General features: G+C 62.5%; 25 protein-coding genes. 16 read left to right on the top strand and 9 right to left on the bottom strand.

Annotation, left to right across the window (positions count from 1 at the left end):
• Positions 1-165: 165 nt before the first annotated feature.
• Complete coding sequence (locus tag OLZ32_RS19765; RefSeq protein ID WP_264422184.1) at positions 166-867, top strand: pentapeptide repeat-containing protein; 702 nt, start codon at positions 166-168, stop codon at positions 865-867.
• Positions 868-1,111: 244 nt separating this feature from the next.
• Here OLZ32_RS19765 and msrB read toward each other — a convergent pair whose 3' ends face one another.
• A complete protein-coding gene (gene msrB / locus OLZ32_RS19760) occupies positions 1,112-1,525 on the bottom strand; it encodes a peptide-methionine (R)-S-oxide reductase MsrB (RefSeq protein WP_264422182.1) in 414 nt (137 codons plus the stop codon).
• Positions 1,526-1,700: 175 nt separating this feature from the next.
• Between msrB and OLZ32_RS19755 the strand changes: the two genes are divergently transcribed.
• The 9 genes from OLZ32_RS19755 to OLZ32_RS19715 all read left to right on the top strand — a co-directional run bounded on the left by OLZ32_RS19755 (position 1,701) and on the right by OLZ32_RS19715 (position 8,962).
• Positions 1,701-1,916 (top strand): hypothetical protein, encoded by a 216-nt coding sequence (locus OLZ32_RS19755; RefSeq protein WP_017990812.1) that lies wholly within the window; start codon positions 1,701-1,703, stop codon positions 1,914-1,916.
• A 230-nt stretch (positions 1,917-2,146) separates the two neighbouring features.
• Positions 2,147-4,504 carry a putative monovalent cation/H+ antiporter subunit A gene (locus OLZ32_RS19750; protein WP_264422179.1) on the top strand — a complete coding sequence of 786 codons (2,358 nt, stop codon included), beginning with the start codon at positions 2,147-2,149 and terminating at the stop codon, positions 4,502-4,504.
• A gap of 4 nt (positions 4,505-4,508) precedes the next feature.
• Positions 4,509-4,928 carry a Na(+)/H(+) antiporter subunit B gene (locus OLZ32_RS19745; RefSeq protein WP_003546620.1) on the top strand — a complete coding sequence of 140 codons (420 nt, stop codon included), beginning with the start codon at positions 4,509-4,511 and terminating at the stop codon, positions 4,926-4,928.
• Positions 4,925-5,305: a Na+/H+ antiporter subunit C gene (locus OLZ32_RS19740; protein ID WP_264397431.1), complete on the top strand. Its 381-nt coding sequence runs from the start codon at positions 4,925-4,927 to the stop codon at positions 5,303-5,305. Before OLZ32_RS19745 ends, OLZ32_RS19740 begins: the two co-directional genes overlap by 4 nt.
• Before the next feature lie 67 nt (positions 5,306-5,372).
• Positions 5,373-6,941, top strand: a complete 1,569-nt coding sequence (locus OLZ32_RS19735) for a Na+/H+ antiporter subunit D (protein ID WP_264397432.1) — start codon at positions 5,373-5,375, stop codon at positions 6,939-6,941.
• Positions 6,938-7,411, top strand: a complete 474-nt coding sequence (locus OLZ32_RS19730; protein WP_003546627.1) for a Na+/H+ antiporter subunit E — start codon at positions 6,938-6,940, stop codon at positions 7,409-7,411. Before OLZ32_RS19735 ends, OLZ32_RS19730 begins: the two co-directional genes overlap by 4 nt.
• Positions 7,408-7,761: a cation:proton antiporter gene (locus OLZ32_RS19725; RefSeq protein ID WP_264397433.1), complete on the top strand. Its 354-nt coding sequence runs from the start codon at positions 7,408-7,410 to the stop codon at positions 7,759-7,761. The genes OLZ32_RS19730 and OLZ32_RS19725 overlap by 4 nt, the downstream gene beginning before the upstream one ends.
• On the top strand, positions 7,758-8,090 hold the full coding sequence (gene mnhG, locus OLZ32_RS19720) for a monovalent cation/H(+) antiporter subunit G (RefSeq protein ID WP_264397434.1): 333 nt from the start codon (positions 7,758-7,760) through the stop codon (positions 8,088-8,090). Before OLZ32_RS19725 ends, mnhG begins: the two co-directional genes overlap by 4 nt.
• Positions 8,091-8,530: 440 nt before the next feature.
• A complete protein-coding gene (locus OLZ32_RS19715; protein ID WP_003546634.1) occupies positions 8,531-8,962 on the top strand; it encodes a MucR family transcriptional regulator in 432 nt (143 codons plus the stop codon).
• A 326-nt stretch (positions 8,963-9,288) separates the two neighbouring features.
• Here the strand turns inward: OLZ32_RS19715 and OLZ32_RS19710 are convergent, their stop codons facing one another.
• Positions 9,289-9,711, bottom strand: coding sequence for a SufE family protein (locus tag OLZ32_RS19710; protein ID WP_264397435.1), 423 nt, complete (start codon positions 9,709-9,711; stop codon positions 9,289-9,291).
• Between the two features lie 247 nt (positions 9,712-9,958).
• Positions 9,959-10,453, bottom strand: coding sequence for a DUF5330 domain-containing protein (locus OLZ32_RS19705; protein WP_003546640.1), 495 nt, complete (start codon positions 10,451-10,453; stop codon positions 9,959-9,961).
• Between the two features lie 413 nt (positions 10,454-10,866).
• On the opposite strand from OLZ32_RS19705, the gene OLZ32_RS19700 reads away from it, so the two are divergent.
• Complete coding sequence (locus OLZ32_RS19700; RefSeq protein ID WP_264397436.1) at positions 10,867-12,447, top strand: sensor histidine kinase; 1,581 nt, start codon at positions 10,867-10,869, stop codon at positions 12,445-12,447.
• The gene (locus tag OLZ32_RS19695) at positions 12,419-13,372 is read left to right on the top strand and encodes a peptidoglycan-binding domain-containing protein (protein ID WP_264422177.1); all 954 of its coding nucleotides are present in this window, start codon (positions 12,419-12,421) and stop codon (positions 13,370-13,372) included. The genes OLZ32_RS19700 and OLZ32_RS19695 overlap by 29 nt, the downstream gene beginning before the upstream one ends.
• Positions 13,373-13,474: 102 nt before the next feature.
• Here OLZ32_RS19695 and OLZ32_RS19690 read toward each other — a convergent pair whose 3' ends face one another.
• Positions 13,475-14,509: an AraC family transcriptional regulator gene (locus OLZ32_RS19690; protein ID WP_264397438.1), complete on the bottom strand. Its 1,035-nt coding sequence runs from the start codon at positions 14,507-14,509 to the stop codon at positions 13,475-13,477.
• A gap of 58 nt (positions 14,510-14,567) precedes the next feature.
• On the opposite strand from OLZ32_RS19690, the gene OLZ32_RS19685 reads away from it, so the two are divergent.
• The 3 genes from OLZ32_RS19685 to OLZ32_RS19675 all read left to right on the top strand — a co-directional run bounded on the left by OLZ32_RS19685 (position 14,568) and on the right by OLZ32_RS19675 (position 17,533).
• Entirely contained in the window at positions 14,568-15,542 is a 975-nt protein-coding gene (locus tag OLZ32_RS19685) for an oxidoreductase (protein ID WP_264422175.1), read from the top strand.
• 135 nt (positions 15,543-15,677) lie between these two features.
• Complete coding sequence (locus tag OLZ32_RS19680) at positions 15,678-17,126, top strand: methyl-accepting chemotaxis protein (protein ID WP_264422173.1); 1,449 nt, start codon at positions 15,678-15,680, stop codon at positions 17,124-17,126.
• Positions 17,127-17,188: 62 nt separating this feature from the next.
• Positions 17,189-17,533 carry a DUF1491 family protein gene (locus OLZ32_RS19675; protein WP_264397459.1) on the top strand — a complete coding sequence of 115 codons (345 nt, stop codon included), beginning with the start codon at positions 17,189-17,191 and terminating at the stop codon, positions 17,531-17,533.
• Positions 17,534-17,599: 66 nt separating this feature from the next.
• On the opposite strand, the gene OLZ32_RS19670 is transcribed toward OLZ32_RS19675, so the two are convergent.
• Complete coding sequence (locus OLZ32_RS19670) at positions 17,600-18,649, bottom strand: DUF2336 domain-containing protein (RefSeq protein ID WP_264397441.1); 1,050 nt, start codon at positions 18,647-18,649, stop codon at positions 17,600-17,602.
• Between the two features lie 247 nt (positions 18,650-18,896).
• Entirely contained in the window at positions 18,897-19,103 is a 207-nt protein-coding gene (locus OLZ32_RS19665; protein WP_003546655.1) for a hypothetical protein, read from the bottom strand.
• 541 nt (positions 19,104-19,644) lie between these two features.
• On the opposite strand from OLZ32_RS19665, the gene OLZ32_RS19660 reads away from it, so the two are divergent.
• Positions 19,645-19,812, top strand: a complete 168-nt coding sequence (locus tag OLZ32_RS19660) for a hypothetical protein (RefSeq protein WP_003546657.1) — start codon at positions 19,645-19,647, stop codon at positions 19,810-19,812.
• Between the two features lie 13 nt (positions 19,813-19,825).
• On the opposite strand, the gene OLZ32_RS19655 is transcribed toward OLZ32_RS19660, so the two are convergent.
• The 3 genes from OLZ32_RS19655 to OLZ32_RS19645 all read right to left on the bottom strand — a co-directional run bounded on the left by OLZ32_RS19655 (position 19,826) and on the right by OLZ32_RS19645 (position 23,503).
• Positions 19,826-20,374, bottom strand: a complete 549-nt coding sequence (locus OLZ32_RS19655) for a DUF1254 domain-containing protein (protein ID WP_003546658.1) — start codon at positions 20,372-20,374, stop codon at positions 19,826-19,828.
• Complete coding sequence (locus OLZ32_RS19650) at positions 20,367-20,954, bottom strand: DUF1214 domain-containing protein (RefSeq protein ID WP_029875289.1); 588 nt, start codon at positions 20,952-20,954, stop codon at positions 20,367-20,369. The genes OLZ32_RS19655 and OLZ32_RS19650 overlap by 8 nt, the downstream gene beginning before the upstream one ends.
• A 338-nt stretch (positions 20,955-21,292) precedes the next feature.
• Positions 21,293-23,503, bottom strand: coding sequence for a transglycosylase domain-containing protein (locus tag OLZ32_RS19645; RefSeq protein ID WP_164046097.1), 2,211 nt, complete (start codon positions 23,501-23,503; stop codon positions 21,293-21,295).
• Positions 23,504-23,687 lie beyond the last annotated feature (184 nt).

The following is a 23,687-nucleotide window of genomic DNA, read 5'->3' as shown; positions in this document are numbered from 1 at the left end:
CCGGCACGTTGTATGCCACCTGCATGGAAAAGCCGGACAGCAATCCATTGTGAACGGCGCGCGCCATCTTTTTATTGTAGTGTGAGCTGTGTAAGAAAATGGAAGGCTGCTTCGCGAAAGGCGGCCTGAAAGCGTCACATAAGCGTCATGGGGGTGAACTGTTCAATGGCAATGCACGGATCGTCGCTCGGTCTCCTTGCCCTCGTCCTTCTGGCATTTCCGCCGGTTGTCACCCGGGCCGCCGATTGCGGCAGCATGGCCTCGCCGAAGCTCGACTGGCAGGATTGCACCAAGAAGAACCTGATGTTGCAGGGCAGTGATCTCGAAGGTGCCAATCTCGTCGGCACCGATTTCTCGCTGACCGATCTCGCTGGCGCCAATTTCAAATCCGCCAATCTCGAGAAGGCGACGCTGGTGCGCGCCTCGCTCGAGGGCGCCCACGCTGAAGGCGCCAACTTCGCCAAGATCGAGGCCTATCGCTCCAGCTTCGCCAACGTCATCGCCGAAGGCGCGTCCTTTGCCGGCGCCGAGCTGCAGCGCGCCAATTTTGCCGGTGCCCGGCTTGCCGGCGCAAGCTTCGAAAAGGCCGAGCTCGGCCGCGCCGATTTCGACAAGGCGGTGCTGACGGCGGCGAAATTCTCTTTCGCCAATCTCTCCCGTGCCGATCTCTCCAAGGCCACCTTCGAAACAACGCCGATGTTCGACCGCGCCTTCATGTTCCTGACCCGCATCGAAGGCCTCGACCTCTCGGCCGCAACCGGGCTCGAACAGGCGCAGATCGACCTTGCCTGCGGCGATGCCTCGACCAAGCTGCCGGCCGGCCTCTCGGCACCGACAACCTGGCCCTGTCCCGCCGAGCACGAGTGATCGGCTCGCCGGCCTTATGGTCGAGCTGCGCAGGCGTCTTTTAGTGTTGATGAATGCCCCTCACCCTAACCCTCTCCCCGTAAACGGGGCGAGGGGACGTGCCCTACGAGAGGTGAGTGAGGAGCGGAGAGGTTGCGACTATCCTCCTTCGCCCCGTTTACGGGGAGAAGGTGCCGGCAGGCGGATGAGGGGCTCGTCTCGACCCATTGCATCGGATGAGCCGCTTCGATTACGGGCCGGTCGCTTATTTCCTGGGCTCGAACACCATGGAGTGGCCGTTGATGCAGTAGCGCAGGCCGGTCGGCGGTGGGCCGTCCGGAAAGACGTGGCCGAGATGGGCGTCGCAGCTGCCGCAGCGGATTTCGGTGCGCACCATGCCGTGGCTCGTGTCGCGATGCTCGATCACCGCTTCGGGCGACACCGCTTCGAAATAGCTCGGCCAGCCGCAGCCGGCATCGAATTTCGTGTCGGAGCGGAAAAGCGGCGCGTTGCAGCCGACGCAGCGGTAAAGCCCCGTCTCGAAGGAATCCCAGTAGGGGCCGGTGAAGGCGCGTTCGGTGCCGTGCTGGCGCGTGATGCGGTACTGCTCGGGGGTGAGCTGCTCTTTCCATTCGGCGTCGGTCTTGTGGATCTTGGCGGTGGTCGCAGTTTCGGACATGGGGTGCTCCTTTCGCCGAGGGGCGGTTCCGTTTGCGCAAAATGTGGTGCGCCGTCTGCGATTCATCAAGTCTTGGGCACTATCCTGCCCAATTCGCGGCGTACCGCAATTGGGGGAATATATCCGTTAGGAATTTTCTGTTAGGGTTAATAGTGCATGCATTGGGGAAACACTGTTGTTTGAAGCCACAATCTTCCTGCTCTACGGCCTTGTGGCCGTGGCTGCCATGGCGGTCACGCTGTTGGAAGGCTGGGCCAACCATGACGGCTTGACGCTCCATCGTCTCGCCGGGCTCCTGGCTTGCCTGCTCTGGCCGCTGACGCTTCTGGTCTTCATCCTGCACGGTTGCATCGCCCGGCTGCTGACGCGCCTTTCCCGATCGACAGCCTGACCGGCTTCGAGTACCGCCTGCTTCGCCGGACCGGCCGAAATCGCTTGAGACACTCCCCCGTTTCGCCTAAGTCAGAAGACAGGCCGGTTTTCGCCGGCTTTTCGTCTGTTGCCCTTGCGGTGTCGCGCGTCTTTTCAGGCGCAAGGGATGCTGTACCGCTTTGAATTGCTGCATAATTTCATTCCTTGAATCGATTCCGGTTTAAGGCGTTATCCAGTAGAGGAGAAGACATGGCCGATGTCACGGCTCTGACATTTCTGGCCCTGTGTCTGCCGCTTGCCGGCGCTCTTGCTGCTCCCTTCGTCATCCGCATCTTCGGCGCAAACGGTGCCTGGCTCCTGGCGATCGCTCCCTTCCTCGCCTTCCTGCATTTCCTGCGTTTCATTCCCAAGATCGCGCGCGGCGAGGTCGTCACCGGCGGCTATTCCTGGGTGCCGAGCTATCATCTCTCTTTCTCCTGGTTCCTCGATGGCCTGTCTCTGGCTTTCGCGCTGCTGATCACCGGCATCGGCACCTTGATCGTGCTTTATGCCGGCGGCTATCTCAAAGGACACAAGGATCAGGGCCGCTTCTTCTCCTTCATCTTCCTCTTCATGGGCGCGATGCTCGGCGTCGTCGTTTCCGACAGTTTCCTGATGCTCTTCGTCTTCTGGGAACTGACGTCGATCACCTCCTTCCTGCTGATCGGCTTCGATCACGAGCGTGAGGCAGCTCGCCGCGCCGCCCTGCAGGCGCTTGTTGTGACCGGCGGGGGAGGGCTCTGCCTGTTGGCCGGCCTGCTGCTGCTCTGGAACATTTCAGGCGTCACGGAGATGTCACAGCTCATCGGCGCGGGCGATATCGTGCGCGAAAGCCCGTTCTATCTGGCTGCCCTCATCCTGGTCCTGGGCGGCGCCTTCACCAAGTCGGCGCAATTTCCCTTCCATTTCTGGCTGCCGAACGCCATGGAGGCGCCGACGCCGGTTTCCGCCTATCTGCATTCGGCCACCATGGTGAAGGCAGGCGTCTATCTGCTGATGCGGCTCAACCCCGTCATGGGGGCGACCCCTGCCTGGGAAATCCTACTGCCCTTCTTCGGCGGGCTGACGCTGGTGGTCGGCACCGCGCTTGCCATCCGCCAGACCGACCTGAAGCTCAAGCTCGCCTATACCACCGTCTCCTCGCTCGGCCTGCTCGTCATGCTGATCGGCTTCGGCTCTGACCATGCAGTGGAGGCGGCAGCACTCTATCTGGTGGCGCATTCCCTCTTCAAGGGCGCGCTCTTCATGGTCGCCGGCATCATCGATCATGAGACCGGCACGCGCGATATCACCAGGCTCAGTGGCCTGATGCGGGCGATGCCGCTCACCTGGATGATCGCGCTTGCGGCGGCCTTCTCGATGGCCGGCCTGCCGCCCTTCTTCGGCTTCCTCGCCAAGGAGGAAATCTATACCGCGCTCGCCAGTGGCGATGTCCGCGCACTCACTTTCACCGCCATAACCGTCATCGGCAATGCGCTGATGTTTGCCGTCGCCTTCGCCGTGGCGCTGAAACCCTTCCTCGGCCAACCGGTGGAGACGCCGAAACCGCCGCACGAAGCGCCCATCCTGCTTTGGCTCGGCCCGGCCGTTCTCGCCGTCCTTGGCCTGCTCGCCGCGATCTTCTCGACCTTCACCCATGCCGTCCTGTCCTCGCCGATCGCATCCGCCATTCGCCAGACACCCGTCGAAATCGACATTTCGCTGACGCCGCATATCGGCCTGCCCTTGGCGCTCTCCGCCCTGACCGTGCTGCTCGGCGTCGGCGTCTACTGGCAGCTCGCGCGCGCCCGTTTCCTGACAGCCGTCTTCCTGCGGGCGGCGGGCCCCGGGCCGGACCATGGCTTTGATGTCGCTATATCGGGCCTTGTCCGCTTTTCCGGCCGGGTCATGCGTGTGCTCCAGCCGGGGCGGCTGGAGATCTACGTCACCTGCACCTTCCTCTGCGTTGCCGCGATCCTCATCGTCCCGCTCGTCGTCTATGGCGAGCTGCCGCGTCTGCCGGCCTGGCCGACCGATGTCAGGCTGCATGAATGGGCGGTCTTCCTGATCGCCGCCTTCGGCCTGGCCGCCGTGCTCATCGCCCGCGACCGGCTGACGGCAATCGTTTCGCTCGGCATCCAGGGTTTCGCCGTCGCCATCATCTTCCTGCTGTTCGGCGCGCCGGATCTGTCCTTCACCCAGTTCATGGTCGAAACCCTTTCGGTGGTGATTCTCGCCCTGGTCATGACCAGGCTTCGTCTCTCGCCCGACGATCAGCGGCCGCTCGGCCGCAAGCTCTTCGACGGCGCGCTGGCGCTTGCCTGCGGCCTGGGCTTCACGCTTCTGCTGATGCGGGCAACCGAGGCACCGTTCAACGACGCGCTGACGGCTTTCTTCAACACCTATTCCAAATCGATCGCCCACGGCGCCAATGTCGTCAATGTCATCATCGTCGATTTCCGCGGCACCGACACGCTTGGCGAAATCGCCGTCGTCGCGGTCACCGGCCTTGCCATCCTGGCGCTGATCCGCATCCGCGCCGGCAGCGAGCGCAAGCTTGCCACCAACGATCCCGCGGCGGAGGGTTGAGCGCGTGAACACCCTCATCTTCCGCACCGCCGCCCCGTTTCTCACCGCGCTGATGCTGCTTTTTTCCGTCTTCGTGCTGCTGCGCGGCCATAACGAGCCGGGCGGCGGCTTCATCGGCGGGCTGATCGCTGCCTCGGGACTGGCGATCTACGGCATTGCCCGCGGCGTTGGCGCCGTTCGCCGGGCGCTGTTTTTCCATCCGCTGTCGATTGCCGGCTTCGGCTTGTTTCTGTCGACCGTGGCCGGTCTTCTCTCCATCCTGTTTGCCGTTCCCTTTATGACCGGCCTCTGGATCTATCCGACGCTTTTCGGCGCCGAGGTGCCGCTGTCCAGCGTCATGCTCTTCGATGTCGGCGTCTATCTCGTCGTGCTCGGCGCCATCACCTCGATCGCACTGGCGCTCGAGGAAAAGGAGGTGGAATGACGGAGCCGCTTCTCGCGATCCTCGTCGGCCTGTTCTTTGCCGCCGCCATCTATCTGATGCTGTCGAAATTCTCGATCCGGATCATGCTCGGCATTGCCATCCTCGGCAACGCCGTCAACCTGCTGCTCTTTACCGGCGGCCGGCTGACGCGCGAGGTGCCGCCGATCATCCCGGAGGGTCTCGACAGCTTGCCCGCGGGCACGGCCAACCCGCTGCCGCAGGCCCTCATCCTGACGGCCATCGTCATCTCCTTTTCCTTCCTCGCCTTCCTGCTGGTGCTCACCTACCGCGCCTATCAGGACCTCGGTACCGACGACACCAGCGACATGCGCGCCGCCGAGCCCGACGACCGGCCGCTGCCGCCATTGGGGTATTGAGGCGGATGATTGTGCGGATGCTCACCCCAAGGCAAGCCCTCTCTCGCGATAGCGCAGGCACCATCTGATGGCCGCCCCCACCGCCACCGTCGATCTCTCTGCCGCCCTGATCACCGCCCCGGTGCCGATCGGTCACTGGCTTGTCATCCTGCCGGTCGCCCATTGCATCACGCTCGGTGCCGTGCTGCTGATGCTGCGTGCCTATCCCCGTCTGCAGGCCTGGCTTGCCATTCCGGGCCTTGCGGCGCTGGCGCTGATCGATGCGGCGCTGCTCGCCAAGGTCGCGGCCGACGGGCCGCTGACCATGGTCATGGGCCGCTGGCTGCCGCCCTTCGGCATCGCCTTCACCGTCGATCTCTTCGGTGCGCTGATGGCCTTCACCGCAGCCCTTGCCGCGCTCGCCGGCGGCATCTATGCGCTGGCCGATATCGGCGAAAGCGGCCGGCGATATGGTTTCTTCCCACTGCTGATGCTGCTGATGGCCGGCGTCACCGGCGCCTTTCTCACCGGCGATATCTTCAATCTCTATGTCTGGTTCGAGGTGCTGCTGATCTCCTCGTTCGGGCTGATCATCCTCGGTTCCGAACGTGAGCAGATCGACGGCGCGCTGAAATATGCGGTGCTCAATCTGATCGCCACGACCCTGTTCCTGGTCGGCGTCGGCATTCTCTATGCCGCCTTCGGCACGCTCAATATGGCCGATATCGCTGCAAAAGCTGGGGATTTGCGCGGCACGGCGCCGCTGATGACGCTGGCAAGCCTCTTCCTGCTCGCCTTCGGCATGAAGGCGGCCGCCTTCCCGGTCAATTTCTGGCTGCCTGCCTCCTACCATACGCCGCGTATCGTGGTCTCCGCGCTGTTTGCCGGCCTGCTGACCAAGGTCGGTATCTACGCGCTGATCCGGGTGATGGTCATGCTGTTGCCGATGGAGCGCCAGGAATTGAGCCTTGTGATCGCACTTGCCGCCGCGGCGACCATTCTCGTTGGCGCTCTCGGCGCGCTTGCCGAAAACGATATCCGCCGGCTGTTCGGCTATGTCGTCATATCGGGCATCGGCAACATGCTGGCGGGCGTCGCGCTCGGCGGCCTTGGCGGCATCAGCGGCGCGGTCTTCTATGCGCTCCATTCGATGGTGCTGATGACGGCGCTTTATCTTGCCGCCGGCGAGATCGCCCGGCGCGGCGGCGGCTTTTCGCTGTCGGCCCTCGGCGGGCTCTACAGGCAAAGCGGCGGCTTCACCGCGCTCTCCCTCGTGCTCTTCCTTGCCGCCTGCGGCCTGCCGCCCTTTTCCGGCTTCTGGCCGAAAGTCATTCTCGTCAAGGCCTCGCTCGATCTCGGCGCCTGGTGGCTGGCGGCCTCGATCCTCCTCGGCGGTTTTCTGACGACGATCGCCTTCGGCCGTCTCTTCCTGCTCGCCTATTGGCGCCCGGCGCCGATGACCCTGACGCCGCTAGCCCTGAGGCCGCCCGGTGCCAGGTGGCGCACGGGCCTGCCGCTTGCCACGCTGGCAGCGCTGGTCGTCGGCTTTGGCATCCTGCCGGAACAGCTGCTGGCGCTGTCGCAATCGGCCGCGGCCGGCCTGGCCGATCCCCAGGCCTATCTTCATTCGGTCTTCCCGGAAGGGCGTGCGCCGTGATCTTCTTCCTCTTCAACCTGTTGCTTGCCATTGCCTGGGTCGCTGTTACCGGCAGCGCCTCGCTGCACAATCTCGTCCTCGGCTTGCTGCTCGGGGCCCTGGCGCTGGCCATCATCCGCGAATCCTTCGGCGGCAAGGGACATATTCCCCGCGTCCTCCCGGTGCTCTCGCTCGTCGCTCTGTTCCTGAAGGAATTGTCGCTGTCGGCCTGGAAGGTCACGGTCACCGTCCTCTCGCCCGATATGAAGCTGAAGCCCGGCATCTTCGCCTTCCCGCTGACGGTGACGAGCGATTTCGAAATCACTTTGCTCGCAAACCTCATCACGCTGACACCCGGCACGCTTTCGGTCGACGTCTCCACAGATCGCCGCACGCTCTATGTGCACGCGCTCGATTGTTCCGATCCCGAGACGACCAAGCGTGATATCGCCAACGGTTTCGAACGCAAGATCATGGAGGCCTTCCGGTGATCACACCTGCCGCCATCGTCGCGGTCGCATCCTCGGCCGCACTCGTCATCCTCGGCCTGGCGCTGATTCTGACTGTGTGGCGCGTCGTCGCCGGCCCGACATTGCCGGACCGGATCCTCGCCCTCGACATGCTGACCGGCATCGCCATCGGTTTCATTGCCGTCATCGCGGTCAAGACCAGGTTTTCGCTCTATATCGATATCGCCATTTCGCTCGGCCTCGTCGGCTTCCTGGCGACTGTCGCTTTCGCCCGATTCGTGCTGTCGCGCGGCAACATCAAATCGAAGCCGCCCGCCGCTGCGGCAAATGGCAACACGCAAAAGCGCCGGGCAGGGGAAAAGAAGCGATGATCGATTATATCGTGGCTGCCGTCGCCGCCCTGCTTTTGATCGTCGGTGCGCTTTTTGCGCTTGCGGCGGCGATCGGCCTGGTCCGGCTGCCCGATCTCTATACGCGCATGCATTCGGCCTCGAAGGCGGGAACTGTCGGCTCTGGCCTGTTGCTCCTTGCCGCCGGCCTCTATTCAGAGGACCCGGCGATTCTCGCCCGCGCCCTTGCCGGTTTCGTCTTCTTCCTGCTGACGGCGCCGGTGTCTGCCCACCTGCTTGCCAGAGCTGCCCATCGTTCGGGATACGATCTCGGTGCACTCTCGGTCCGTGACGATATCAGGGATCGTTGAGCCTGTGCTGTTCGGCGACTTTACCAGATTTATGCAAAACTTATGCACAGGAAGCTGTGAGTAAAGCTTGCCGAAGAGACCCTCAATTCTTCATCTGTCATTTTTTCTCAAGAAAAACGACAAATAATAATTGGCCTTTCGACCAAACGATGGTATTTGAAAATGCAAGTAGAGTTCTGATTGTGAATTGCAATCGTACTGCTTCCAAGTCCCTCAGTTTTGATTTTTAATGTCTAAACTGAGGCCATCGCCTGGGGCATGACGTAGTGGTTTCCAGTCAGGCAGTATAAGAACAGGTCACGCTCTTCGGAATCTAGGGGTGGATTTCGCGTTTTTCGAAACAGAAGGTCGCTTCCTGTGCTTTTGCTGTTCGCTTCTACGAGGCGGGTCTTTGGCGTGTCAGTCAAAGACCGTTTGAGCATGCTAACAGGAGAAAGAATATGACGGATATAGCGACCGGCAGTGCGCCGGAGCTGCTTGTGGAACTGACAGCCGACATCGTCGCGGCCTATGTCAGCAACCATGTTGTACCGGTCAGCGACCTGGCCAATCTGATTTCCGACGTGCATTCGGCACTGAGCAACACGTCCGTACCGCAGCCTGCTGCGGCGATCGTCGAAAAGCAGAAGCCTGCAGTTTCTGTCCGCAAGTCCGTACAGGACGAGCAGATCACGTGTTTGGAATGCGGTGGCAACTTCAAGTCCCTCAAGCGTCACCTGATGACGCATCACAGCCTCTCGCCGGAAGAATACCGCGAGAAGTGGGACCTGCCGACCGATTACCCGATGGTAGCGCCCGCTTATGCCGAAGCGCGTTCGCGCCTGGCAAAGGAAATGGGCCTCGGGCAGCGCCGCAAGCGCGGCCGCGGCTGAGCTTTTTCGAAAGCACCGACGACAAAAGCCGGGTCTTGTGCCCGGCTTTTTTGTGTGCCTTTTCAAGACGAAGAAATACTGTTTCCGGTATTTAGAGCCTTTCCGGGTTGGATTGAAGCATTCTGTTGGCTCAAACGGAGTCGGATGGTCGACCGGCCGGCCCGTTTCGGCCGGACGCCACGACAGCGTAAGCGATCCCGTCTTATGCTTTGCCGACAGGTTTAGAATGTATTCCTATACTATCAGCAAGTGTTAATATACTCGATTGCAGAGCTGGCACCGACCCGCTCGCCCGTCCTGTGGCTCTCAAAGCAGGCCAGCCACGGTCAAGCCGCAGTGCGGACTCTTGCCTCTTCGCGGATCCTGTTCACCATCGACCGCAGTCCGTTCGAACGCTGCGATGACAGGTTTTCCACCAGGCCGATCTTCGAGAATATCTCGAAAGCATCGAGCCCGGCGATCTCCGATGCCATCTTGCCGGAATAGGTGGCAAGCACGATGGCGACGAGGCCGCGCACGATATGGGCGTCGGAATCACCCTCGAAGCTCATGACGGGATTGTCGGGATCGCCTGTCGTATGGCTCACCAGCCACACCTGGCTGGCGCAGCCCATCACCTTATTCTCCGAGGTGCGCTTCTCCTCGGCCAGGTCCGGCAGCGCCTTGCCGAGTTCGATGACATAGCGGTAGCGGTCTTCCCAATCGTCCAGGAAAGCAAAGTCATCGATGATCTGGTCGAGGGATGCCATGGAGAAGCCTTTCACTATTAAAGCAGTTCCAGCAAAAGTGCGCAGCGGTTTTGCGTCCAGAATGCGTCAGGAAATGCTCTAAGACTGCATATAGGTGAAAGACCGGCAGATTTGAACCGCTAAAAAGAAACGCCGTGAGGGATGGGCATCCTCACGGCGCAGCAACATGCTGAATTAAACAGGGCAGGCACGTCAGGCATGGGGCATCTCCGCGTCATGCGGACCACCGATGCAAGCTGGTTAAGGGTCAGGTCGCCGGCTTCGGCGTCGGCAGCGGGATCGCGCCTGTTACCACCGTCTCAGAGGAGGCATCGTCCTCGACCGGCGGACGGTAAGGCATCGGCTGGTTGAGCGCGGCTTTTGCCTCGCGCACCCTTTCCTGGATGGCAGGCGTGGTGAGGGAAGGCATGTTGAGCGCCACCGGCATCTGCGGTTCGGCAAGCTTTGCGGTCGCCGGCGCCTCGTCCTTGAACTGGCTGTCGAGAAGTTCATAGGCAACGCGGGCGCCTTCGCGGGCCCTATAGCCGAGTGCGGTGAGGGTCTCGGTGCCCTTGGCGCAGACTTCGGGCTTCTCCGAGCACATGCCGGTCAAATAGTCATAGGCGCCGCTTGCCGCCGTGAACGCGTCGGAAAGTTGCAATTGCGGGCCGTTGGCGAGCTTGTCGGAACTCTCCGTGCTGAAGACGGAAAGAAGCACGAGCACGAGGCCAAACCAGAAGGATCCTTTGATCAGAAACCACATTGTCGTTGCCCATCCTGTTTTCCCCGTCCGGTTCTTGTCGCCGAATCAGGCCGGTTGTCCGGTGTGTTTTCACCCTACCGCCAAGTTGCGAATGCCGCTTTTCGAAACTCACGCGCATTTGCGGCAAATTTAGTTCAAATTTTAGCGAACGGCATTTGAGCCGCATTTTAGTCGAATGCGAGCGATCGCTGTTAAGCATCAGGGCAGCACCTGCTTGCAATTGCAGGACTTTTGCCGGCTCGCCTTGCCACAGGAGTTAACGCAATGCTGAAATATGAGGAAAATCCGTCGCTTACCCCCTATTAACCACAAAAGGCAAAGAGCCTTCCAGATGCTTCAAAACGAGAATTTCGGCCGTTTCAGCCTGTGAACAGCGCTTTTGCCTTATCCTTTCTTTAAGTCGCCAAGGCCTATTGTCCGGATCGATAGACAGCCTTTCGGGCGGGTATTGCGTGCGTGTATTGAGTAACATTGGCGGCTGGATGACGGCCCTGGTAGACCGGGCAGCGACAAGCTGGCTCTCCCGGACGGGCGGCGGTGAAGCCGTGCGCCAACGCGAGCTTGCGATCCTGCGCCGCCTCGTGCTGCTCTCGTCGGCCGCTCTCGTTGCCGCTCCTATCGGCCTCTCGGCGGTCACCAGTCCGGCCGTGGCGCTGCCGGCAGGTGTCGCCATGGTCTGCGCCGCCTTTCTCTTTTCCGCCGTCGGCAGCATCGCGCTCGCCCGTCAGGGTTCGTCCGCCGGTATCGCCACGCAGTCGGCCGAGGATTTCTTCCTTGCCGCCACCCCGGGCCTCGTCTTCTTCCTCGACCCGCAAGGCAGTGTGGCGACCGTCGGCGGTCGCGACCGGCGCGATTTCCTCGCCTGGATGCGCGATCCCAAGGGCAGGGGCTTCCTCGAGCAGGTGCATGTCTCCGACCGCATCCTTTTCCTGCAGGCGCTCGATGGCCTGCGCCGGGGCGAGGATGCTCAGAGCGTCGACCTGCGCCTCGACCGGCCCTCGGTCTCGCGCGATCAGCGTCAGTTCGCCCATCTCAGAATGGACATGACGGCCCGGCGCGATGGGGACGGCGAACTTGCCGCCATCATTGCCCAGCTGCGCGATGTCTCGGTCGAGCAGCAGCTGCGTGACGAAGCCCAGAACCGCGCGGCCGATGCCGAATCCGCAAATGACGCCAAATCACGCTTCCTCGCCGCCGTCAGCCATGAGCTGCGCACGCCGCTGAACGCCATTCTCGGTTTTTCCGATATCCTGATCGGTGAATATTTCGGCAAGTTCGAAAACGACCGTCAGCGCGAATATGTCGGCCTGGTCCGCGAATCCGGCGCGCATCTGCTGTCCGTCGTCAACACCATGCTCGACATGAGCAAGATCGAAGCAGGCCGCTACGAGCTGATCCTCGAAGCCTTCGACATATCGAGCTCCGTCAAATCCTGCGAATCGATGCTGGCATTGCAGGCCAAGACCAAGGGCCTCACCCTGACCAGCCGTATCCAGCGCGGCCTCGGCGAGGTCGTCGCCGATCAGCGCGCCATCCAGCAGATCCTCATCAATCTCGTCGGCAATGCCATCAAGTTCACCGAGGCCGGCGGCGTCGTCTCGGTCGATGCGGCAGCGCGCGACGGCATCCTCAAGCTGACGGTCAGCGACACCGGCATCGGCATCCCGGCCGACAAGCTGGCATTGCTCGGCCAGCCCTTCGTCCAGATCCAGAACGATTACACCCGCCGGTTCGAAGGCTCCGGCCTCGGTCTCTCCCTGGTCAAGGGGCTGGTGGCGCTGCATGGCGGCTATTTCGCCATCGCCAGCCAGCCGGGCGAAGGCACGATTATCACCATCGAGATTGCGACGGACGGCTCGGGTGCACAGCACGCCGAAGACGCCGGTCATGGCGCGACTGTCGAGTTTCCGCCGCGGCTGAAGGGCGCGGTCAATAGTGGTGCAGGATTGGAAGAGGGGCGTTTCGATGGCCGCGCGCAAGCGAAAATCGCCTAAGGGAAAAAGAGGACGGCAGCAGCCGGGCCTTCTGATGTCAGGCGCTGCCGCCCTCGGCGGTCTCGGCCTGCAGGGCGCTGCCGCCCTCGGCGGGCTCGGCCTGCAGGGCGCATCCGTGCTCGGCGGCGTCATCGGCCGCAATCCGTCGGTCGCCGGCGGCGCGATCACCTTCGCCGTCATCTTCTCCTTCGTCGCCGCCAATGCGCTCTGGTATCAGCCGGGCCTGCATCCACATCCGATCTTCCGCACCCGCGATCCGCAGTCTCCGACCGTGATCGGCGCCCGCCGTCCGACCGAGGAGCAACAGGGTGACGTCACCACCTTCCGGATCGAACGGCCGCAGGATACCGCCACTACCAACGCGACACCGGCGCCTGCCGCGCCCGGCCAGCAGCCGAGCCAGCTCGTCATGGACATCCAGCAGCAATTGGTGCGCCGCGGTCTCTATAATGGCATTCCGGACGGCATCATCGGCCCTCGCACCAGTGCGGCCATTCTCTTCTTCGAGGAAACCGTCGGCATGACTCAGACCGGCGATCCGACGCCGGAGGTGCTCGTGGCGCTGAAGACCGATGCCGCCGGCCCCTCGACCGTACCCGCCGAAAAGCCGCCCGAGGACGTGAGCTCGAAGGCGGCGGCGGAAGACCCGGTGGCAGCGGCGATCCGCAGCGCCGAGAAGACCGTCAAAACGGTTCCATCGGCGGCAAAGCAGGTTCCATCAAGCCAAATCACCAATGTCGACCTGGTGTTGAAGATCCAGAAGGGTCTTTCCAACATGGCCTATGCCAATGTCGGCGTCGACGGCGTCGCCGGCGAGCAGACCCGCGCGGCCATCCGCCATTTTCAGAAGCACTACAACCTGCCCGAAGACGGCGAGCCGAACCAGGCGGTGCTGAAGAAACTCAAGGAAATCGGCGCGATATAGAGCTATTCCAGCAAAGTGCGTAGCGCTTTTGCGTCCGGAATTGCGCAAACAAAAAGGTAGGGCATTTCCGCGGCTTGGAGAAAAACGGAAATGCTCCAACCATCAGGATGCCGCCTTCAGCCTGTAATGCGTCGTCATCGCCTGCCCCTCGACATCCACTACCTCTTCGATCGGCCCGGCCTCGCGGGCCATCGCCACGCGATAGCGTTTGGGCGCCATACCCGTCATCCGTTTGAAGGCGTTGCTGAAGGCGCTTTCGGATGTGTAGCCGAGCGAAAGCGCCAGCGCCGAAACCGACATGCTGCCCTCCCGCAGCTCGCGTTCGGCAAGGCGCATGCGCCAGCCGATCAGATAGGTGAGCGGCGCCACCCCCGCCACGGTCTTGAATCGCAGGGCAAAGCTCGTGCGCGACATGCCGGCCGCCTTTGCCAGTTCGCCAAGCTGCCAGGACCGGCCGGGATCGACATGCATCAGCCGCAGCGCCGGCGCAATGCGATCGTCGCCGAAGGCGCGAAGCCACCCGACCGTCAATGGCCCCGAGCTCATGATGTGCGCCCTCAGCACCTGCACGAACATCAACTGCGCAAGCTGGGTCGAGGCGAGCAGGGCGCCTGGCCGCTTTGCCGCCATCTCCCGGACCAGTTGGTCGAGTAGCCATCGCAGCACGCCGGCTTCGGCAAGGGCGGCGCGCACATGAATGATCGGCGGCAGTACGTCGGACAGCAGCTCCATGCCCTGCGGTCCGAGCGCGATGTGGCCGCCGAGATAATGGAATTCCTCGCCAACGCCGTGGCGTGCCATGCCGTCGACCTTCTCCTTGAAGGCGCCGACCGCGTCAGTGGGCGTAACGGCAAGGTCGCTCGCCAGGACGAACGAATGCCGGCCGTTCAGAAGCGCAACGTCGCCTGCCTCGAGCAGAATGGGTTCACTGCCATTGTCGAGACCAAGCCAGCAGCGCCCTTTGGCGACCGCGCTGATCTTGATTCGGTTCGGCTGGGGGAAACGCAGCGCCCAGGCGCCGCCGGCGATCAGCCCACCCGACACAAGGCAGCGCGCATCGAGCAGGTTGAGCATTTCGGAGAGTGGGTCACTGATCATTTTTGAACGATGAAGCAGGAAATTCGGATTTGCAAGCATTCAGAATCCCGTTTCCCAGGCGTACATAAGGCCATCACGCAACAACGGAGGGCACGCCATGTCCACCCCACAAGCTCCCATCGGTTCTGGCTTCGGTGCGGCCTCAACCGCCGCCGACGTCATTGCCGGGCACGATCTTTCAGGCAAGGTCGCGATCCTCACCGGCGGTTATTCCGGTCTTGGCCTCGAGACGGCTCGTGTGCTCGCCGAAGCCGGCGCCAGGGTTGTCGTCCCCGCCCGCAATCTCGGGAAAGCCAAGGCGGCCGTGGAAAGCATTCCTGGCCTTGCGCTGGAGATGCTCGACCTGATGGACCCCGGCTCGATCGACGACTTCGCCGATCGCTTCCTCGACAGCGGCGAGCCCCTGCATCTTCTCATCAACAATGCTGCCGTCATGGCAAATCCGCTGACGCGTGATGCCCGCGGTTACGAATCGCAGTTCTCCACCAATCATCTCGGCCATTTCCAGCTCACTGCCCGCCTTTGGCCGGCGCTGGTGAAAGCCGAGGGTGCACGCGTCGTCGCCGTCTCCTCGCGCGGCCACGTCTTCTCCGGCGTCGATTTCGACGATCCGAATTTCGAGAACCGCGAATACGCGCCTTATCTCGCCTACGGCCAGTCGAAGACGGCAAATGCTCTCTTTGCAATCTCACTGGACGCTTTGGGTGCGAAGCACGGTGTCAGAGCCTTCTCGCTGCATCCCGGCGGTATCGTCACCACCAATCTGGTCCGCCATCAGTCGAGCGACTTCCTCAAGGCGAGCGGCTATGTCGACGAGGACGGCAAGCCGGTTATCGATCCGGAAAACAACAAGAAGACGATAGAGCAGGGGGCTTCGACCGCCATCTGGTGCGCCGTCAGCGAGAAGCTCGAGGGTCTCGGCGGCGTCTATTGCGAGAACTGCGATATCGCCGCCGCCGTCCCCGGCGATTCGACCGAGATGCTGGGTGTCCGTCCTTGGGCAACCGATCCGGAATTTGCCGAACGCCTCTGGCAGCTGAGCGAGCGGCTGACGGGCTTCATCGCCAGCTGATCGGGCGCCACACGGCCGCCCCACAGTTACGGAGTTCGATTTCCCTACAACCTAAGTCTAAGGTGCTGCGGCTGTTTGCAACTTATTAACCATGTTGCCTGAAGCTTTTCTGATTGGGGCGGGGGAGCGTCGGTCATGCATGCGCTGAAGGCGATAGACGATCTGGCCGGAGAACCGGCGGTCGAAGCGGGAGGCCCCGATCCCGAGGCGCTGCGCCACATCCTGCTGCGTCTTGCCGACGAAGCCTCCACCCTTGGCATCGATCTCGTCGATATCGCCGGCGCCATCCAGGACATGGCGGGAATGTCGGCCCGGCATGCATCCGCCTTCGATCATGTCACCCGCACCGCGCTTTCGATCGCCGAGACCAACCGCTCGGTCGCCGTGTCGCTGCGCGAGACCGACCGAACGGCGGCCGAGGCCCGTCACATGCTGAAGGAATCGGCCGACCGCCTGACGGGCTCCGTCGCCGAGATCGGCCACATGGTTCAGTCCTCCAACGAGATTGGCGCTGAGATCGCCGGCTTCTCCAAGTCGCTTGCCGATGTCGACAATATCGCCGAGGAGATCAGCACCATCGCCCGCCAGACCAACCTGCTGGCGCTGAACGCCGCGATCGAGGCGGCACGCGCCGGCGATGCGGGCAAGGGTTTTGCGGTCGTCGCCGCCGAGGTCCGGGCGCTTTCGCTGCAGACCTCGAAGGCGACCGGCTCCATCCAGCAGACGCTGGACGAACTGCGCATGAAGATCGACCGGCTGTCGGCCGTCGGCAGCGATGCGCGCGACAGCGCCGCCGGCGTGCGTGACAAGTCGGAAGCTATGCGCGGCGCCTTCGAAAACATGGAACATGTCATCACCCGCATCCTCGACAGTTCGACTGTCATGGCCAACACCACCGAGGCGGTCGACCAGCAATGCGCCGGCTTCGTCGAGAAACTCGGCGAGATGTCGGCCGAGGTCGCCGGCTCGAACATCAGGCTGCAGCAGGCGGCAAAACGCGTCGACAGCGTCGTCGGCCTCTCGGAAACCCTGATCCAGCTGACGGCGAGCGCCGGCGTCAAGACCGCCGACAGCCGTTGGATCGAGGAAGCGCAGTCGGTGGCAAGACAGATTTCCGGCGCCTTCGAGCGCGCCGTCGCTGAAGGGCAGATCGGGCTCGATGCTCTCTTCGACCGACGGTATCGGCCGATACCGGGCACCGATCCGGCACAGGTGATGGCAGTCTTCACCGAACTCGCCGACCGCTTGCTGCCGCCGATCCAGGAACCCGTCACAGCCTTGGACGAGCGCATTGCCTTCTGCGCGGCGATCGACGAGAACGGCTATCTGCCGACCCACAACCGGAAATTCTCGCAAGCCCAGCGGCCTGGCGACACCGTCTGGAACACCGCCAATTGCCGCAATCGCCGCATCTTTGCCGATCGCGTCGGCCTTGCCGCCGGCCGCAGCACCGCGCCCTTCCTCGTTCAGACCTATCGGCGCGACATGGGGGGCGGCAATTTCGTGATGATGAAGGATATCTCCGCTCCGATCACCGTCCGCGGACGGCATTGGGGCGGATTGCGGCTGGCGGTCAAGGTCTGACCCCTGAGGTCAAACTCTGGCCCCGCATTGCCGCCACCGGCGCGCCGGTCTATACCGCATCGATGAGATTACGCGCCGACATCTTCGTTTCCGCCCTCCTGCGCCGCGTCTTCGCCAGCGGCGATTTCGCCGCCGTCGAGAAGAAGGGTGCGGAGGAAGCGGGTGCGATCTTCATCCGTCAGCACTTCCGCAACGGCCTGGAAACGCTCTATGCGCCGGCGCCGCAGACCGCTTTCGACGAAGGCCAGGCCGGCGACCGCCTGTTCGAGATCCGCCTGTTGCGCAGCGAACCGGAAGCGGTGCGCGCGATGCTGGAGCGCGAACGCAAATTCGATCCCGATCTCTGGATCGTCGAGCTGGAGGCGGATGAACTGGGGGACATGATCCCGCTTGCGAAGGGCGGCTGACCCAAGGCGCTCGTCAGCTCAGCGTCATTTTGAACCTCTGTAGGTGGCAAGGTCATCAACCGCGGTTCAGCGAGACCGCCGCCCCATGACGCGCATGTCGCGCTGCGGCGGCGCCTGACGGATGAAGCGATAGTCGGGCGTTGGCGCCGGCGCGGGCGTATCGGTCGCTTCCGGCTTATAGGTGTAGCGATCGGCGCGCCGCCAGGCTTCGACGCGTTCGTGGCATTCTTCCGGGTCGAGAGCATCGAGCACCATCCAGCCGCGCGTGACGTTGTGCTGCTGTTCGGCAAGGTGAGGATAGAGCCTTTCGAGTACGAAGACGGCGTCGAGAAAACCCATGCCGAGGCTCGTCAGCGTCGTGGCGAGCTGCTGGCCGGAAAGATCGAGCATGATGCGCTCGGCAAGCCAGCGGCTGGCGGAAAGTGCATCGGCAAGGGCGGTTGCGAAATGCGTCGCCTCGCGCGAGCGGGCAAAGCGCACCAGCAGCGCCTCCTGAATGTCGGTGAGCGTGCGCAGACCGAGCCTGTCCTCGTCGGCCCGGCCGAGATGGCCGGCAAGCCCGAGGATACGCTCGCGCAGCGCTTCTTCATTGGCAACCCGCTGTTCCTCCAGCGCATCTGCCTCGTTGGTCTCGGTAGGCGCCGGCGAAAGCGGCACCGCCGGCGATTCCATGACCGGCGCCGATGAGGCCGCCGACCGCGGCTGGCTCTGGCGCAGCGCTACCAAAGCATCGATGACCTTCGGCGAGAGTGAATCGCGGCTGACGATCGCCTTGACATGCGTTGCACCCTGCATGCGCGCGATGGTGATCAGCGTATCGTCGGCGATTGCCTTTGAGGCGGCAAGAAAAGGGGCTGCGATCTCGATCGGCTGGTTGCCGATGAACAGCGCCACGGCGGCCGGCATGTTCTCGCATTGGGACAGCGCGGCGACCGCCTGGCGCTTGGCCTCGTCGGAGGAGGCCTGGAACAGCGGCATGAAAAGTTCGGCGAATTGGCGCAGTTCGGACCGTGTCGGATGAGACAGGTTCTCGAAACTGCTGACAGTCGCCATTAACACCACGTCCTTTTTCCTGACGGCCAAGGGGCTTTCTAGGTCTCGAAACCGGTCACGCACAAAAACACCCCGAAAACGCAGAATAAGGGGACCAAGGCCGATATGCGCTGGCGGAACGCATGTCAGGCCATACGGTTATGAACAAATCCTACATCGGTACGGTTAATGCATGCTGAAGATTTTATTAAAATGCAACAGAAATATACACGCGAAACGTGTTGCGACATGGTTAGCCGGCAATATAAAATGCGTGGTTTGGAAGGCGTGCTGCGACGATTGCGCATCGCTGCCGTGATGGTGGAAAAACTCAGGCGGCCCTGTGATCGCGCAGTGCGTGCAGCAGTTTTTCGCGGCTGTCGTAACCGGCCTGATAAAGGTCGAGTGCTGCGGATGCCGCGAATTGCGCGTCGACGCTTTTGATGTCGATGCGCCGCTCTGTGCACCAGGCATCAAGCGCACCGCGCAGCACGTCGAGATCTTCAGGCGAGAAAGATGAATTCACCAGCAAAGACATCGCTTGCCCTCCGCATTCCGGCAAGAACGTGGAAAATCCCCGATCGATCGGAGCCCGGAAACGTGTGATCGACATGAGCGAACATACGCGCATCTGAGCGCCTCGCAATTAAATATTTTCATGATGTATTTTTGCAACATCGCCCTTTTCTCGGCCGATCGATTCCAGCGCCGTTGCCAACTATATGAATTGTTTCTAATTTTATCCGTTGATCTCCAGCCGGCCATTTGCGCAGGCGGGGTGAAACCAAATCAACTCTTCGAGCGTTAAAGGGGAAGTAACGTGAACTGCGTTTGGCATCGGCCGAATATTAGTAAACTGTTAACTGTCATCTGTCTCAATTCGGATAGGAACGACGCGATTTGAGTATTTGGATCGTTGAAACTCCGCATCACGGTATTTCAATCAGGTGCCGTGGGAAAGGCGCGAATGCCCTCGGTCCGGTCATCCCGGTACTGCAGGACGCGCCGGCCCGCACATTGGCGGGCAGGGTGAAATCCATCGCAACTTCATCCGTCTCGGGCAGTGCATGGAGACGAGAATGGCAATAGTAGTCGCATTGGCGGATCGGCGCCCGCGGGCGCCGCGTCGCCCGGACAAAGAGCCCCGCGAAGCCAAGATCCTTTGGTTCACCGGCGTCCGCTACGAGCGGCTGGCCGAGAGCCCGAAACATCGTCCGGCGCCCGCGCCGCGCGTCAACAAGAAGTAACCGCTCTTCAACCTCAGCGAGCGGAGAATTGCTCGCAGCCGGATTCCGTCAGGAAGTTGCGCGCAGCCTCATCGAAGCTCGCCTGCGGCGCCAGCGTCCGCAGCACGGCATAGCCGTCCGGCCGTGCCATTTCCACCAGGATCGCCTGCTGCAGTTCCTGCGGCAAGTTCTTGCGCAGGTCGGTCAGCTGGATCGGACTGCCGGCCAGCACATCGAGCGCGCCGCCGACCGATGTTCTGTCGTTCATGCTGAAGACCTCGTTGGAGGCGCTGTCGTAGATCGCGATCGACCAGAAGGGCACATTGCCCTTGGCGGTGAAATGTACCGGCGCATCCTCGACGTCGAAGGAGCAGACGGCGGTGCGCAGGAAGGGGTCGCCATTGGCAAGGCCGGCCTCGTCATACTGGTCGCCGAGCAGGTAGAAATTATTGAGGTCGCCCTCCGCCTCCACGCGGGTCGCCGCATCCCTTCCGGTGAAATGCGGCAGCGACAGGATGATGACGAGATGCAGCAGGGCTGCGCCGAAAAGACCGGTCAGGACGGCGAAGAATATCCTAAGCATTGCCGCATCCGGTCTTGGTGAGCTTCGGCATGGCGAGGTCGATCACGCCGGAACTGCCGGCTGTCGGTGTGTCGAACAGCGTCAGCACCAGCCGGAAGGTGCCGGCCTCCGGCAAGGCCAGCCAGTTGCCCGGTTGCGCGACGGCGGAGATCTCAACCGAGAAACTGCTGTCTTGATTGCGCAGCACCGTCCAGGAATTGAGCGCTGAGGGATGCCCGGTCTTCACCGCTGCCGGATTGCCGCCATTGTCGGCGGTAAAGAGGGTCCAGAGCCGGGCAGGCGGCGTCTGCCCGCTGATGCGGTAGCGGCAGCCGGCATTCAGCCGCGCGCCCTCGTCGTCGACGCTCGCCGTGAAGGTCAGGCCCTCGGCGCTGCCATAGAGCAGCTTGCCGGCGCGCGCCCGATGCGACTTGGCGTAAGGATCGGCCTCGACTGTCTGCAACGCCGGAAACGCCTCCCAGGCGCCGAGCTTGATCGCCCCGAAACCCTGTGTCGCATCCAGCGCATAAAGCGAAATCATGATCCCGCCGCCGAAGGCGACGATCAGCGTGATCGCGATAAAGAGGGGGAATCGAAACACGTTATGACCTTGGAAACCATATCGGATGAAAGGGTTACCACTGATTCTGGCAGGGTGGAATGCCGAGCCGTGACATAGAGACCGATTGATCCACGTTATGCAAAGTGCGGCAACAGGGCTGTCCGGTTTGCGCGAATGGCTGCCCCTCACCCTAACCCTCTCCCCGTAAACGGGGCGAGGGGACGTGCCCTACGAGAGGTGTGCGGGGAACGGAGAGGTGGCGACATGGTCCCTTCGCCCCGTTTACGGGGGTCCGAAGGACGGGTCGAGACCTGTGGCTCGACCCCGGCTGGTGGCGGCAGCCGGATGAGGGGCAGTCCGGCAATCTCCTGGGCCAACTACTCCGCGCTCGCCACCTTCGCCGGCGCGAGCGGGGCGGCATCCTTCAGCTTTTCGCCGAGCTTCTTGAGGATGCCAGTCGATTGAACCGAGAGCATGCGCGGCCGGATGAGCTGCGGCAATCCGTCCTGCGGCTTGGCGGCGGCGGTCTTGGCGAGGTCCTTTTCCGAGGGCAGGGGGTTTTCGACGCCGGGGATGGCGCGCAGCGTCACACCCTGATGGGCGTAGTCCATGGCGCGCTTGAAGGTCATCGCCGGCAGCGAACCGCCGGTCATCTCGTTGGTCGAGGTGTAGTCGTCATTGCCGAACCAGACGGCGCAGGTGTAGTTGCCGGTGAAGCCGACGAACCAGGCGTCGCGATAGGCCTGGGTCGTGCCGGTCTTGCCGGCCGTCAGAATGCCATTGTCGAGGGCCGCCTTACGCGCCGTGCCGACATAGGGAACGCGCGACAGCATCTGGTTCATATAGGCGTCGGCCTGTTCGGACAGCACGCGTTTCGGCGCCGGTTCGTCACGGTCGAAATCGTAGAGCACGTCGCCGTCGTAATCGAGGATCTGGGTGATGCCGTGGCGGCGCGACTGATAGCCGCCGGCCGGGAAGGTGGCATAGGCCGTCGCCTGGTCGAGCACCGTCACCTCGGAGGTACCGATCGGGATGGTGACGTCGTCACGGATCGGCGTTTCGACGCCGAGGTTCTTCGCCATCGCCCGGATCGGCTGAATACCGAGTTTTTCCTTGGCGAGCCGCACCGGCACGGTGTTGATCGACTGGGCGATCGCGGTCTCAAGCGTGATGCGGCCGGCATAGCGGTTTGCGTAATTGTGCGGGCTCCAGTTGCCCCAGTAGATCGGCGCATCGACGATCGTCGTCTGCGGCGTCATGCCGCTCTCCATCGCCACCGCATAGGTGTAGACCTTGAAGGACGAGCCTGGCTGGCGCAGCGCCCTGCTGGCGCGGTTGAACTGGCTCTCGCCGTAATCCCGGCCGCCGACCATGGCGCGCACGGCGCCGCCATTTTCGATCATCACCATCGCGCCCTGCTTGGCGTGATAGGCCTCGCCATATTCGCGCAGCGACGTCTCGACCGAATCCTCCGCCGCCTGCTGAATGCCCATGTCGATCGTCGTGCGCACGATCAGCGAATGCTGGTGGAAGCGCGACGACAGCCGCTGCACCTCGTCGAAAGCCCAGTCGAGGAAGAAATCGGGCGATTCCACCTCGTTGCGGTCGACGACGGTGGCCGGATTGCGCCTGGCGGCGATCACCTGGCCCTCGGTCATCAGCCCGCTCTGCACCAGATTGGTCAGCACTTCGTTGGCGCGGGCACGCGCCGCCGGCAGGTTGACATGCGGCGCGTATTTCGCCGGCGCCTTGAACAGGCCGGCAAGCATGGCGGATTCGGCGAGGTTCACATCGGTGATGTTCTTGCCGAAATAGAACTGCGCCGCCGCCGCTGCGCCAAAAGTGCCGCCGCCCATATAGGCGCGGTCGAGATAGGTGGAGAGGATTTCCTTCTTGGAAAGGTTCGCCTCGAGCCAAAGCGCCAGGAACGCCTCGGTGACCTTGCGGTCGATCGAGCGTTCGTTCGACAGGAACAGGTTCTTGGCGAGCTGCTGCGTCAGCGTCGAGCCGCCCTGGACGACTTCGCCGGCGCGCGCATTCTCGCTCATGGCGCGGAAGAGGCCGATGAAATCGATACCGAAATGGTCGAAGAAGCGCCGATCCTCGGTGGCGATTACCGATTTGATCAGCGAATCCGGCAATTCGTCGATCGGTACGGAATTCTGGTGGATGACGCCGCGATGGCCGATGACATTGCCGTAGCGGTCGGTGAAGGTGACGGCGAAATCGCCGCGGTTGCGCCAGTCTTCCTTGGTCGCCTCGAAGGCGGGCTGGGCAAGCAGCAGCATCAAGACCGAGCCGGCCGCTCCGAGCGTCAGTCCTTCGCCGGCAAGTTCGAAGACCATGCGCTTCCAGCCGCGCACGCGGAAGCGGCGGAAGAAAATAGTGATGTCTTCCCAGATCTCGGCGGCGCGGAAGCCGGCGTTCCAGACGGTCGAATCGATCCAGGAATCGATGCGCAGCAGAATGTGACGGCTCTTCGCCGGCCGCTTTTCCGCCGCCTCGTTCGCCGCTTTTCCGGGCCTTTTTTCTGGCCCGTTTTCTGGCCCATTTCCTGGCCCATTTCCTGGGTTGTCCGGATCCTGCACGTCCTGTATTCCCGCCTGATTGCGCTTCGGTCATATCCGACGAAAGCGCGAGGCCCGCATATGGCCGCAAAGCTCTCCGATACCGGGAGAGAATTCTCCGAGTACCAGGAGTATACTGAAGGATTGATTGATTTTGCGGCTGATAACAAGAGAGATGCATCAGGGTCACGCGAATTTGCGGGTC

It is taken from the genome of Rhizobium acaciae (genome assembly GCF_025941625.1).
GTDB lineage: Bacteria > Pseudomonadota > Alphaproteobacteria > Rhizobiales > Rhizobiaceae > Rhizobium > Rhizobium acaciae.
The sequence above is the reverse complement of the archived record's forward strand: the minus strand, read 5'-3'. Positions and strand labels throughout refer to the sequence as shown.

Bases quoted from the DNA above. Each gene is read 5' to 3' on its own strand.
- OLZ32_RS19675 (WP_264397459.1), top strand. From the start codon at position 17,189: ATGAGATTACGCGCCGACATCTTCGTTTCCGCCCTCCTGCGCCGCGTC.
- OLZ32_RS19750 (WP_264422179.1), top strand. From the start codon at position 2,147: ATGGCCGATGTCACGGCTCTGACATTTCTGGCCCTGTGTCTGCCGCTT.
- OLZ32_RS19655 (WP_003546658.1), bottom strand. From the start codon at position 20,374: ATGCTTAGGATATTCTTCGCCGTCCTGACCGGTCTTTTCGGCGCAGCC.
- OLZ32_RS19765 (WP_264422184.1), top strand. From the start codon at position 166: ATGGCAATGCACGGATCGTCGCTCGGTCTCCTTGCCCTCGTCCTTCTG.
- msrB (WP_264422182.1), bottom strand. From the start codon at position 1,525: ATGTCCGAAACTGCGACCACCGCCAAGATCCACAAGACCGACGCCGAA.
- OLZ32_RS19685 (WP_264422175.1), top strand. From the start codon at position 14,568: ATGTCCACCCCACAAGCTCCCATCGGTTCTGGCTTCGGTGCGGCCTCA.
- OLZ32_RS19680 (WP_264422173.1), top strand. From the start codon at position 15,678: ATGCATGCGCTGAAGGCGATAGACGATCTGGCCGGAGAACCGGCGGTC.
- OLZ32_RS19660 (WP_003546657.1), top strand. From the start codon at position 19,645: ATGGCAATAGTAGTCGCATTGGCGGATCGGCGCCCGCGGGCGCCGCGT.
- OLZ32_RS19710 (WP_264397435.1), bottom strand. From the start codon at position 9,711: ATGGCATCCCTCGACCAGATCATCGATGACTTTGCTTTCCTGGACGAT.
- OLZ32_RS19665 (WP_003546655.1), bottom strand. From the start codon at position 19,103: ATGTCTTTGCTGGTGAATTCATCTTTCTCGCCTGAAGATCTCGACGTG.
- OLZ32_RS19715 (WP_003546634.1), top strand. From the start codon at position 8,531: ATGACGGATATAGCGACCGGCAGTGCGCCGGAGCTGCTTGTGGAACTG.
- OLZ32_RS19690 (WP_264397438.1), bottom strand. From the start codon at position 14,509: ATGCTTGCAAATCCGAATTTCCTGCTTCATCGTTCAAAAATGATCAGT.
- mnhG (WP_264397434.1), top strand. From the start codon at position 7,758: ATGATCGATTATATCGTGGCTGCCGTCGCCGCCCTGCTTTTGATCGTC.
- OLZ32_RS19695 (WP_264422177.1), top strand. From the start codon at position 12,419: ATGGCCGCGCGCAAGCGAAAATCGCCTAAGGGAAAAAGAGGACGGCAG.
- OLZ32_RS19740 (WP_264397431.1), top strand. From the start codon at position 4,925: ATGACGGAGCCGCTTCTCGCGATCCTCGTCGGCCTGTTCTTTGCCGCC.
- OLZ32_RS19735 (WP_264397432.1), top strand. From the start codon at position 5,373: ATGGCCGCCCCCACCGCCACCGTCGATCTCTCTGCCGCCCTGATCACC.
- OLZ32_RS19705 (WP_003546640.1), bottom strand. From the start codon at position 10,453: ATGTGGTTTCTGATCAAAGGATCCTTCTGGTTTGGCCTCGTGCTCGTG.